Raw genomic sequence first — 11,460 nt, 5'->3', positions numbered from 1 at the left:
AACCACCCGGAAACCCGCACCACTTCTACTTCTCCACCGCTTCACACGCCCCGCCGTCGCTTTCGTTTCGGCGCTGCGTCGTGCAGCGAGGGGCGAATATTAGGGGGGTTTTCCGAACTCTGCAAGCCCTTTCTTCCTGTGTGGTCTTTCCGCACTTTTTTGCCGGCCTACGGCGCCCGGTGATCGCGCACCCAACGTAGTGACTTGGCGGCGCGTTTGCGGGCGGCAGCGGCGCGCTTGTGAAAGGTGCTCACTATGGAGGCGGGCGGCGCGGCCCTCACCAACCGCGCCATGCGCCCGAGGGCAACTTCAGCGTCGTGAACTTCGCCCAAGGCATCCTGCAGCTTGCGCAACTGCGCGCGATAGCGCTTGGGCGCGCAAACGCCCAGTGCGGGATAAAACGCCTCATAGAGATAGCGCCACTGCTTGGCTGCAATCCGGGCGCGGTGCAGGCGCGGCGCCGAGGCCCGGTTTGGCCGGCGACCGCGGCGGATCAGCTTCTTTCTTAGCGCCGAAGCGCGCGACCGGGCGAAACGCGGCTGGGAACCGGCCCCGCCGTCCCGCTTGAACGCAGCCACCGCGCACTCGAGGTCCACCAGCGCCTGCGGCACATCCTGGGCGGCAAGCTCAGCCCGCAGCGACTCCCAATCCCGGCGACGGGCCTCCCGGGATTTCCGCTCGGCCTCGTCCAGCCATGCTCGGGCGGCCTCATCGTCAGCGGCCAGACCATGCCGGGCGGCGGGCAGCCAGTCGGAGAGCAGCACATCCCATTCGCGCACGGGGCCGGTCGATGCGGCCAGCGCGCGCAGACGGGGCTTCCACTGGGTCATGAAGCGGCACGGCAGCACCGGGCCGAAGGTCACCCACGCCGAGCGAAGCCGCCTCAGCGTGACGCGAAACTGGTGCAGGTCCTCGTCCGTGGGGTTCGGCGCGGCGAGCCGGGACAGGGTGCCCCGCAACGAAGCGACGTGCTCATCGACGATGTGGGCGAAGATCGGACGAATTGCCGCATGTGAGTGCTTGCTCACGGTACGTCTGCCTGGGTGGACGCAACGACAGGACAGGCCGCACCGCAGGGTGCGCGCCTTGTCATTCCACTGTAGTCGACCGGGCAAAAACTGGGGACGGGCGATGCTGAGTCAGCGCGCCTCGCTGGCGACGACGACGTCGACTTCTGCGGCGCGGAAGACTTCGGCCATCGGTTCGGGCACCGGCACGTCGGTGAAGAACTTGTCGATCTGCGAGACGTGGCCGAGGCGGACCACGGCGCGCCTGCCAAACTTGGAGTGGTCGGCGGCAAGCCAGACTTCGCGCGACTGCTCGATGATGGCTTGGGCAACGCGCACTTCGCGGTAATCGTAGTCGAGCAGCGTGCCGTCTTCGTCGATGCTGGAGACGCCGATGATGCCGATGTCGACGCGGAACTGCTTCATGAAATCGATCGTGGCCTCGCCGACGATGCCGCGGTCGCGGTTGCGCACGAGGCCGCCGGCGACGATGACCTCCGCATCCGGGCTGCCCGAGAGGATGGACGCCACATTCAGGTTGTTGGTGATGACACGCAGGCCTTTGCGGCCGACCAGTGCCTTGGAGATCTCTTCCGTGGTCGTGCCGATGTTGATGATGAGCGAGCGGCCGGGCTCGACATGGCGCGCAACGACATCGGCGATGCGGCGCTTGGCCTCGATGTGCAGCACCTGGCGCTGGTCGTAGTCGATGTTTTCGACCGACGACGGCAGACCGACACCGCCGTGGTAGCGCGCAAGCAGGCGCTCGTCTTCGAGCTGGCGGATGTCGCGGCGGATGGTCTGCGTGGTGACGCCAAGCACGCGGGCAAGCGTCTCGACGGAGGCATCGCCGTGCTGGCGGACGTATTCGAGGATCTGGCGGTGTCGCGGAAGCATCAAGTCACGAAATGAACACAAACGAACATATGTGAGCGGATTAGGCGATTCCCTATGTTGCTTTATTTTCGCCCTTCACTAAACTATCCGCCAACGCGTCACTATTCGCAAGGAAAGGCGCGAAAATCAACAGATTCCAACCCATGCAACTCACTGACGCGTCGCATCTGGACTGTGATCTGCTGGTGGTCGGAGGCGGCATCAACGGGGTCGGCATTGCGCGCGATGCCGTGGGCCGTGGGCTTTCGGTGGTCCTGTGCGAAAAGGACGATCTGGCTCAGCACACCTCTTCGGCTTCCACCAAGCTGATTCACGGGGGGCTGCGTTACCTCGAATATTACGAATTCAGCCTGGTGCGCAAGGCGCTGCAGGAGCGCGAGGTGCTGCTGCGCATGGCGCCGCACATCATGTGGCCGCTGCGGTTCGTGATGCCGCACGACGCGGCGCAGCGCCCGGCGTGGATGATCCGCGCGGGCCTCTTCTTATATGACCATCTCGCGCGACGGCGTTTTCTGCCCGGCTCGGAGTCGATCAGGCTTGGGCAGCATCCGGCGGGCAAGCCGCTCAAGCCCGGTTACACGCGCGGTTTCGTCTATTCCGATGGCTGGGTGGACGACGCCCGCCTCGTCGTGCTGAACGCGCGGGACGCCGCAGACCGCGGCGCGCACATCCTCACGCGCACGCGCTGCCTGAATGCCGAGCGGCGCGCCGACGGCTGGCATGCGTCTCTGGCGGGGCCGGAGGGCATCCGCTCGGTGCGCGCCAAGGCGATCGTCAACGCGGCGGGGCCTTGGGCGGCGGAGTTCGCCCGCTCGGCGCACGCCTTGCCCAGCACGCGCGGCCTGCGCCTGATCAAGGGCAGCCACATCGTCGTGCGGCGGATGTTCGACCACCCGTTCGCCTATATCTTTCAGAACCCCGACGGGCGGATCGTCTTTGCGATCCCGTACCAGAACGACTTCACGCTGATCGGCACGACGGACCTGGAATACAAGGGCCCGCTGGACCAGGTCGCCATCGATGCCGATGAAATCCAATACCTGTGCGAGATGGCCAACCGCTATTTCGAGCAGCAACTGACACCGGCCGACGTGGTCTGGACGTACTCGGGTGTGCGACCGCTGCTCGATGACAGCGCCGCCAACGCGTCGGCCATCACGCGCGACTACCTCGTCGAATGCGAGACCGGCGCCGACGGTAGCAGCGCTCCGCTCATCAACGTGTGGGGCGGCAAGATCACTACTTACCGCAAGCTGGCCGAGGAGGCGCTGGACCAACTGGCGCCGCACCTGCCAGCCGCCGGCAATCCGTCGTGGACCGCCACGGCCTCGCTGCCGGGCGGCGACCTGGAAGCGCCAGGGCAGCTGGTGGCCGAGTACACCTTCACGGACTTCGTGACGCGCTTGCAGAAACGTTTGCCATGGCTGCCCATGCAGCTGGCCACGCGCTATGCACACCAGTACGGAACGCGCGTGAACACGCTGCTGGCGGGCGCCACGCGGCTCGAAGAGCTGGGCACGGAAGTCACGCCGGGCCTGTATGAAGCGGAAATCCGGTACCTGATCGAACACGAATGGGCCCGCACGGCGCAGGACATCCTGTGGCGGCGGACGAAACTCGGGCTGCACGCCGGCGAAGCCGACCGCAGCCGCCTGGAAGGCTGGTTGGCGCGGCATCTGCCGGAAAGCGACGCAGCGCCGGTCGCGCAACGGACGCCCTGAAGCCGCGGGGCCGGGGCGCCCGACGCAAGCAACCAAGAAATCAAAGCAGTAAGACGGGAGACATCAATTGATTCTGGAACTGGACCAGGTCACGGCTGTGGTCGGGGCACAGACCCATCTGTACCCGACCAGCCTGCGGCTGGCACCCGGCGCGATCAACGTGCTGCTCGGGCCGACGCAGGCTGGCAAGACCACGCTGATGCGCATCATGGCCGGACTGGACCGGCCAACCACCGGCCGCGTCCTCGTGGACGGCCAGGACGTGACCGGCGTGGGCGTACGCGATCGCAATCTGGCGATGGTGTACCAGCAATTCATCAACTACCCGGCGATGACGGTGTACGACAACATCGCCTCGCCGCTGCGCCTGCAGGGCATCAACAAGGGCGAGATCGATACGCGCGTGCGTGCCGTCGCCTCCAAGCTCCACATCGACCACCTGCTGCAGCGCCTGCCCGCCGAACTGTCGGGTGGGCAACAGCAGCGTTGCGCGCTGGCGCGGGCCCTGGTCAAGCGGGCGCCGCTGGTGCTCCTGGACGAACCGCTCGTCAACCTCGATTACAAGCTGCGCGAAGAACTGCGGGCCGAGCTGGCCTCGCTCTTTGCCGACGGTGGCACAACGGTGGTGTACGCCACCACCGAGCCGCAGGAGGCGCTGCTCCTGGGCGGCCACACCATCGTCATGCACGAGGGCCGTGTGCTCCAGGACGGCCCGACGCTGGAGATGTACGAGGTGCCGGTCTCCGTGGATGCCGCCGCGATCTTCAACGACCCGCCGATGAACGTGCTGGACGCCACCGTGGCCGAAGGCAACCACATCCGCTTGCCGCAAGGCATCGATGTGCGCTGGACGCGCCCGCTGCCGATGCCGGCCGGCGCGCGCTGCCGTATCGGCCTGCGTCCGAGCCACATCCGCCTGTCGCCGCGCAACGGTGGCGCGGTCGCCCTGCCGGGCACGGTGGAACTGGCCGAGCTGTCGGGGTCCGAAACGTATCTGCACGTACGGGCGCAGGCCGTCGGCCAATCGAACACCATCGGCCTGGTCGCGCAGTTGCCGGGGGTGCATCAGTTCGAACTGGGCGCGGCGCTGGACGTGTTTGTCGATCCGGCCGAACTGTTCCTGTTCGACGAAGCGGGCAAGCTGGTGAGCGCGCCCAAGCAGGGAGGCGCACATGGCACGCATTGAATTCCGCAACCTGGGGCACAGCTACCGCCCCAATCCGCAAAGCCTGTCGGACTACGCGCTGCAGCCGATGAACATGACGTGGCGCGACGGCGGTGCCTATGCATTGCTCGGCCCGTCGGGCTGCGGCAAGTCGACACTGCTGAACATCATCTCGGGGCTGCTGACGCCGTCCGAAGGCCAGGTGCTCTTCGACGACCGCGACGTCACGCACGCCAGTCCGCGCGAGCGCAACATCGCGCAGGTGTTCCAGTTCCCGGTCATCTACGACACGATGACCGTGTTCGACAACCTCGCCTTCCCGCTGCGCAATCGCAAGACGCCGGAAGCCGAAGTGAAGAAGCGCGTGGAGGAAGTGGCCGAGATCCTCGAGCTGCAGCACGCGCTCAAGCGCCGCGCCTCCGGTCTGGCGGCCGACGCCAAGCAGAAGATTTCGCTGGGCCGCGGCCTGGTGCGCAAGGACGTGGCGGCCATCCTGTTCGACGAGCCGCTCACCGTCATCGATCCGCACCTGAAGTGGCAACTGCGTCGCCAGCTCAAGAAGATTCACCAGCAGCTCAAGCTCACGCTGATCTACGTGACGCACGACCAGGTGGAAGCGCTGACCTTTGCCGACGAGGTGGTCGTCATGACCGAAGGCAAAGTCGTGCAGCAAGGCGGGCCGGAAGCCCTGTTCGAGCGGCCGGACCATACCTTCGTCGGCTACTTCATCGGCAGCCCGGGCATGAACCTCTACCCGGTGATGGTGGATGGCGATGTGCTTGCGCTGGGGGACCAGCGCCTGTCCGTGAGCACCGGCACGCTCGCCGCGCTCAAGAGCGCCAACGGCGCGCTGAAGCTCGGCATCCGCCCGGAGTTCGTCCAGCTGGCCGCGCCGGGTGAAGTGGGCGCCGTGGCCGCCAGCGTGCACCAGGTGCAGCAGCTCGGTACGCACCAGCTGCTGACCGCAAGCCTCGGCGAGGCCGGTGGCCTGCCCGTCAAGGCGAAGCTGCCGAACGAAGTGAGCGTGACCGAATCGCGCGTGTGGCTGCGCCTGGATGCGCCGCAGACGCTGTACTACTGCAACGACGAGAGGATCGGCCGATGAACAAGCCGCTCAACAACAAGGCGTGGTTCCTGATCCTGCCGGTGTTCCTGTGCGTGGCGTTCTCCGCCATCCTGCCGCTGATGACGGTGGTGAACTACTCGGTGCAGGACATCATCAGCCCCGAGCAGCACGTGTTCGTGGGCGTCGACTGGTTCCGCCAGATCCTGCGTGACGGCGACCTGCAGGACGCCCTCACCCGCCAGCTGATCTTCTCGCTGTGCGTGCTGGCGGTGGAGATTCCGCTGGGCATCGGCCTGGCGCTGTCGATGCCGTCCAAAGGCTGGAAGGCGTCGGCCGCGCTGGTGGTGCTCGCCATGCCGCTGCTGATTCCCTGGAACGTGGTCGGAACGATCTGGCAGATCTTCGGGCGCTCCGATATAGGCCTGGCCGGTTACTGGCTCAACCAGATGGGCATCGACTACAACTACACGGCAAACGCGTTCGACGCGTGGATCACCGTGCTCATCATGGACGTGTGGCACTGGACGCCGCTGGTGGCGCTGCTGGCCTATGCCGGCCTGCGGTCGATTCCGGATGCGTTCTACCAGGCCGCCGAGATTGACGGCGCCAGCCGCCTGGCCGTGTTCCGCTACATCCAGCTGCCGAAGATGCGCGGCGTGCTGATGATCGGCGTGCTGCTGCGCTTCATGGACAGCTTCATGATCTACACCGAGCCGTTTGTCCTGACCGGCGGCGGCCCCGGCAATGCCACGACGTTCCTGTCGCAGTACCTGACGCAGAAGGCGGTTGGTCAGTTCGACCTGGGCCCGGCGGCGGCATTCTCGATCGTGTACTTCCTCATCATCCTGCTGTTCTGCTTCGTCCTCTACAACTGGATGCAGCGCATGGGCAGCGCCAGCACGGCCGTGGGAGACGACCATGCCTAAGCAGAACAACAACAACGAGCACAAGCGCAAGATCGCCCGGGCGATCACGCTGGCGGTGTACGTGGCGTTTGCCGTGCTGCCGCTGTACTGGATGTTGAGCATGTCGCTCAAGACCAACGAGGAGACGCTGGCCGGCTTCTCGATCTGGCCGAAGCTCGTCACGTTCGACAACTACAAGATCATCTTCACCGACCCGTCGTGGTACTGGGGTTACATCAACTCCATCATCTACGTGACGATGAACACGGTGCTCTCGACCGTGGTGGCGCTGCCGGCGGCCTACGCCTTCTCGCGCTACCGCTTCCTGGGCGACAAGCACATGTTCTTCTGGCTGCTGACGAACCGCATGACGCCGCCCGCGGTGTTCCTGCTGCCGTTCTTCCAGCTGTATTCGACGGTCGGCCTGATGGACACGCACCTGGGCGTGGCGCTGGCGCACATGCTGTTCAACGTGCCGCTGGCGGTGTGGATTCTCGAAGGCTTCATGTCGGGCATCCCGCGCGAGATCGACGAGACGGCCTACATCGACGGCTACAGCTTCCCCAAGTTCTTCCTGAAGATCTTCCTGCCGCTCATCAAGGCCGGCGTGGGCGTGACGGCGTTCTTCTGCTTCATGTTCAGCTGGGTGGAGCTGTTGCTCGCGCGCACGCTCACCTCGGTCGACGCCAAACCCATCACCGCGGTGATGACGCGCACGGTGTCGGCCTCGGGCATGGACTGGGGCGTGCTGGCCGCAGCCGGTGTGCTGACGATCATCCCCGGTGCGCTGGTGATCTGGTTTGTGCGCAACTACATCGCGAAGGGCTTCGCGATGGGCCGCGTGTAATTCGCTTTGGGAGACAAGGACATGTTCAGCTGGATGGCCTGGACGCCCGAGGTGGCGATCTTCTTCGGCTGCATCGCGTTGATGCTGGCCAGCATGACGGTATGGGAGGTGGTCCGGCCGACCGTGGAGCGCAAGGGTTTCCTGCCCATTGCCACCACGCGCGGCGACCGCCTCTTCATCGGGTTGCTGACTGCCGCCTACATCAATCTGGCGTGGGTCGGGCTGACGTCGGAGGGCACCACGCCCTGGGGCGGTTTCGTCGCCTCGATGGTGGTGCTGGTTCTGATCATGTGGCGCGGCTGAGGGCCGCACGAGCTTAGAGGGCAGTCTCGATTTCGCAAGTCCGGAAGTGTCGGCAGAATGCCGCGCTTCCACGCCCGCATTGACGGTCGGGCACACGCATTCCACCACGCTCCCCGCGTCGGAATGTCGGATGTTTTCGCTGCGGGGAGAACAAAAGCACGAGGAGATACCGATGAAAACATCCTGGCGCATGACGCTACAGATCAGTGCCATTGCACTGGCGAGTGCCTTGGCAGTCGGCGCGGCCCATGCCGGTGAAGCCGAGGCCAAGAAATGGATCAGCAGCGAATTCCAGCCCAGCACGCTGTCGCAAGACAAGCAGATGGCGGAAATGAAGTGGTTCATCGACGCCGCCGCCAAGCTCAAGGCCAAGGGCGTCACCGAGATCCACGTCGTGTCGGAAACGCTCGACACGCACGCCTACGAATCGAAGACGCTGGCCAAGGCCTTCGAAGAGATCACCGGCATCAAGGTCAAGCACGACATCATGCAGGAAGGCGATGTCGTCGAAAAACTGCAGACCTCGATGCAATCCGGCAAGAGCATCTACGACGGCTGGATCTCCGACTCCGACCTGATCGGCACGCACTACCGCTACGGCGTGATCATGCCGCTGACCGATTTCATGGCCGGCGAAGGCAAGGAATTCACCAACCCAGGCCTGGACCTGAAGGACTTCATCGGCACGAGCTTCACCACCGCGCCGGACGGCAAGCTGTACCAGTTGCCTGACCAGCAGTTCGCCAACCTGTACTGGTTCCGCGCCGACTGGTTCGCCCGCAAGGACCTGCAGGACAAGTTCAAGGCCAAGTACGGCTACGACCTGGGCGTGCCCGTCAACTGGACGGCCTATGAAGACATCGCCAACTTCTTCACCAACGACGTGAAGGAGCTGGACGGCAAGCGCGTCTACGGCCACATGGATTACGGCAAGAAGGATCCGTCGCTTGGCTGGCGCTTCACCGACGCCTGGCTGTCGATGGCCGGCTCCGCCGACAAGGGCATCCCGAACGGCCTGCCGGTCGACGAATGGGGCATCCGCGTCGACGAGAAGGACAAGTGCACGCCGGTGGGCGCATCGGTCTCGCGCGGCGGCGCCACCAACAGCCCGGCCGCCGTGTACGCCCTCACCAAGTACATCGACTGGATGAAGAAGTACGCCCCGCCCGAGGCGACCGGCATGACCTTCAACGAAGCCGGCCCGGTGCCCGCACAAGGCCACATCGCCCAGCAGGTGTTCTGGTACAGCGCCTTCACAGCGCCGATGACCAAGCCGGGCCCGGTCGTGAACGCCGACGGCTCGCCGAAGTGGCGCATGGCCCCGTCGCCGCACGGCCCGTACTGGAAGGACGGCATGCAGAACGGCTACCAGGACGTCGGCTCGTGGACGTTCTTCAAGTCCACCCCGTTCGAGCGCCGCGCGGCCGCGTGGCTGTACGCGCAGTTCGTCACGTCGAAGTCCGTGTCGCTCAAGAAGTCCATCACCGGCCTCACGTTCATTCGTGACTCCGATATCCACAGCGACTACTTCACCAAGAACGCGGCCAAGTACGGCGGCCTGATCGAGTTCTACCGCAGCCCGGCCCGCGTGGCCTGGACGCCGACCGGCAACAACGTGCCCGACTATCCGAAGCTGGCACAGCTGTGGTGGAAGAACGTCGCCACGGCCGTCACGGGCGAGAAGACGCCGCAGGCGGCGATGGACAACCTCGCCAAGGAAATGGACCAGGTGATGTCCCGCCTGCAGCGCGCCGGCATGAAGAACTGCGCGCCCAAGCTGAACCCGGAGGGCGATCCGAACAAGTGGCTGTCGACCGAACACGCCCCGTGGAAGAAGCTCGACAACGAGCGTCCGAAGGGTGAGACGGTGGCTTACGACAAGCTGCTCGCAGCCTGGAAGGCCGGCAAGGTGCGTTAATTCGCATGCCCGCCGGTCGACCAACCATCGGCCGGCGGGCTACCATGCCTGCTTCCGTTTTACCCACCGCCGGACAGGTTCACTCCGGCCCGGCGGTCACCTGAATCTGCCTTATGGAATACCTCCTCGCGCTCGACCAGGGCACATCCAGCTCACGCGCCATCGTCTTCAACCGCGCCGGCCAGATCGTCGCCAGTGCCCAGCAGGAGTTTCCGCAGCATTTCCCGCAGCCCGGCTGGGTCGAGCATGACCCGTTCGACATCTGGAACAGCCAGCTCGCCACCTGCCGCGCCGCACTCGAACAAGCCAAGCTCTCCGCCGCCGACATGGCCGCGCTCGGCATCACCAACCAGCGCGAAACCACCATGGTGTGGGAACGCGCCACGGGCAAACCGATCTTCAACGCCATCGTCTGGCAAGACCGCCGCACCGAAGCCATCTGCGAGCGCCTGCGCGCCGAGGGCCTGGAAGACGAGGTGCGCAAGCGCACCGGGCTGATCATCGACCCGTATTTTTCGGCCACCAAGCTGCGCTGGATTCTCGACCACGTGGATGGCGCCCGCGAGCGCGCCGCGCGTGGCGAACTCGCCTTCGGCACCATCGACAGCTGGCTCGTCTGGCAGCTCACACGCGGCCGCCTGCATGTGACCGACGTATCCAACGCGTCCCGCACGATGCTGTGGAACATCCACACCGGCGAATGGGATGCGGACCTGATGCGCGCGCTCGACATTCACCCGAGCCTGTTGCCCGAGGTGCATCCGTCCGCGTATCAATTTGGGCAGACCGATGCCGACTGGCTCGGCGCCTCGCTCACCATTGGCGGCATTGCCGGCGACCAGCAATCTGCGTTGTTCGGCCAGGCTTGCTTCAAGCCCGGCATGGCCAAGAACACCTACGGCACCGGCTGCTTCATGCTGCTCAACACCGGCGACAAGGCGGTCCAATCGCACAACGGCCTCATCAGCACGGCCGCCTGCCAGAGCGGCACGACGCGCAGCTACGCGCTCGAAGGGAGCGTCTTCGTGGGCGGTGCGGTCGTGCAGTGGCTGCGCGACGGCCTGCGCGCCATCCAGCGTTCGGCAGACGTCGAAGGCCTGGCCGCCTCGGTGCCGGATTCGGGCGGCGTGGTGTTCGTGCCGTCGTTCACGGGGCTGGGTGCGCCGTACTGGGATCCCACCGCGCAGGGCGCCATCGTTGGCCTGTCACGCGGCACGACGATCGGCCACATCGCCCGAGCCGCACTGGAGTCGATTGCCTTCCAGAGCACCGCGCTGTTGCAGGCCATGACGCGCGACGCCGTCTCCACCATCTCGGAATTGCGCGTGGACGGCGGCGCCTCGGCCAACAACCTGCTGCTGCAGTTCCAGGCGGACCTGCTCGGCATTCCTGTCGTGCGTCCGGAGATCATCGAGACCACGGCGCTCGGCGCGGCCTACCTGGCCGGCATCGCCACGGGCTTCTATCGCGATGAAGCGGAAGTCGCGCAGCAATGGCGCGCCTCCCGCACGTTCCACCCCGTCATCAGCCGCGACGAGGCCGCGCACCGCATCGCCCAATGGGAAATGGCCGTCGCCCAGGTCCGCCTGCCGACCACGCGCGGCCACTGACGCCGACGTCGACGTGCCACG

Annotated in this window: 10 protein-coding genes; 8 read left to right on the top strand and 2 right to left on the bottom strand. The window is 65.6% G+C overall.

Annotated features, from left to right (window positions below; all coding sequences use genetic code 11):
• Positions 1-167: 167 nt before the first annotated feature.
• Together KHN96_RS21755 and KHN96_RS21750 are read right to left on the bottom strand one after the other, a co-directional pair.
• Entirely contained in the window at positions 168-1,028 is an 861-nt protein-coding gene (locus KHN96_RS21755; protein WP_062739635.1) for a CHAD domain-containing protein, read from the bottom strand.
• A 111-nt stretch (positions 1,029-1,139) separates the two neighbouring features.
• Positions 1,140-1,904 (bottom strand): DeoR/GlpR family DNA-binding transcription regulator, encoded by a 765-nt coding sequence (locus tag KHN96_RS21750; RefSeq protein ID WP_045785074.1) that lies wholly within the window; start codon positions 1,902-1,904, stop codon positions 1,140-1,142.
• 143 nt (positions 1,905-2,047) lie between these two features.
• On the opposite strand from KHN96_RS21750, the gene glpD reads away from it, so the two are divergent.
• The 8 genes from glpD (at position 2,048) to glpK (ending at position 11,439) form a co-directional block, all read left to right on the top strand.
• Complete coding sequence (gene glpD / locus KHN96_RS21745; RefSeq protein WP_062739634.1) at positions 2,048-3,625, top strand: glycerol-3-phosphate dehydrogenase; 1,578 nt, start codon at positions 2,048-2,050, stop codon at positions 3,623-3,625.
• 67 nt (positions 3,626-3,692) lie between these two features.
• Complete coding sequence (locus KHN96_RS21740; protein WP_062739633.1) at positions 3,693-4,811, top strand: ABC transporter ATP-binding protein; 1,119 nt, start codon at positions 3,693-3,695, stop codon at positions 4,809-4,811.
• Positions 4,798-5,895 (top strand): ABC transporter ATP-binding protein, encoded by a 1,098-nt coding sequence (locus KHN96_RS21735; RefSeq protein ID WP_062739632.1) that lies wholly within the window; start codon positions 4,798-4,800, stop codon positions 5,893-5,895. Before KHN96_RS21740 ends, KHN96_RS21735 begins: the two co-directional genes overlap by 14 nt.
• Entirely contained in the window at positions 5,892-6,782 is an 891-nt protein-coding gene (locus KHN96_RS21730; RefSeq protein ID WP_045785078.1) for a carbohydrate ABC transporter permease, read from the top strand. Before KHN96_RS21735 ends, KHN96_RS21730 begins: the two co-directional genes overlap by 4 nt.
• The gene (locus KHN96_RS21725; RefSeq protein WP_027680527.1) at positions 6,775-7,608 is read left to right on the top strand and encodes a carbohydrate ABC transporter permease; all 834 of its coding nucleotides are present in this window, start codon (positions 6,775-6,777) and stop codon (positions 7,606-7,608) included. Before KHN96_RS21730 ends, KHN96_RS21725 begins: the two co-directional genes overlap by 8 nt.
• Before the next feature lie 21 nt (positions 7,609-7,629).
• Complete coding sequence (locus tag KHN96_RS21720) at positions 7,630-7,911, top strand: DUF2160 domain-containing protein (protein ID WP_045785080.1); 282 nt, start codon at positions 7,630-7,632, stop codon at positions 7,909-7,911.
• A 172-nt stretch (positions 7,912-8,083) separates the two neighbouring features.
• Positions 8,084-9,829, top strand: coding sequence for an ABC transporter substrate-binding protein (locus KHN96_RS21715; RefSeq protein ID WP_062739631.1), 1,746 nt, complete (start codon positions 8,084-8,086; stop codon positions 9,827-9,829).
• A 113-nt stretch (positions 9,830-9,942) separates the two neighbouring features.
• Positions 9,943-11,439, top strand: a complete 1,497-nt coding sequence (glpK, locus tag KHN96_RS21710; protein WP_045785082.1) for a glycerol kinase GlpK — start codon at positions 9,943-9,945, stop codon at positions 11,437-11,439.
• The last annotated feature ends 21 nt before the right edge of the window (positions 11,440-11,460 follow it).

Origin of the sequence: Ralstonia mannitolilytica, from assembly GCF_905397375.1 — a bacterium.
GTDB lineage: Bacteria > Pseudomonadota > Gammaproteobacteria > Burkholderiales > Burkholderiaceae > Ralstonia > Ralstonia mannitolilytica.
This window is presented reverse-complemented; position numbering and strand designations above follow the sequence as displayed.

Coding starts and splice junctions, on each gene's coding strand:
- KHN96_RS21730 (WP_045785078.1), top strand. CDS start 5,892: ATGAACAAGCCGCTCAACAACAAGGCGTGGTTCCTGATCCTGCCGGTG.
- glpK (WP_045785082.1), top strand. CDS start 9,943: ATGGAATACCTCCTCGCGCTCGACCAGGGCACATCCAGCTCACGCGCC.
- KHN96_RS21735 (WP_062739632.1), top strand. CDS start 4,798: ATGGCACGCATTGAATTCCGCAACCTGGGGCACAGCTACCGCCCCAAT.
- KHN96_RS21720 (WP_045785080.1), top strand. CDS start 7,630: ATGTTCAGCTGGATGGCCTGGACGCCCGAGGTGGCGATCTTCTTCGGC.
- KHN96_RS21750 (WP_045785074.1), bottom strand. CDS start 1,904: ATGCTTCCGCGACACCGCCAGATCCTCGAATACGTCCGCCAGCACGGC.
- glpD (WP_062739634.1), top strand. CDS start 2,048: ATGCAACTCACTGACGCGTCGCATCTGGACTGTGATCTGCTGGTGGTC.
- KHN96_RS21725 (WP_027680527.1), top strand. CDS start 6,775: ATGCCTAAGCAGAACAACAACAACGAGCACAAGCGCAAGATCGCCCGG.
- KHN96_RS21715 (WP_062739631.1), top strand. CDS start 8,084: ATGAAAACATCCTGGCGCATGACGCTACAGATCAGTGCCATTGCACTG.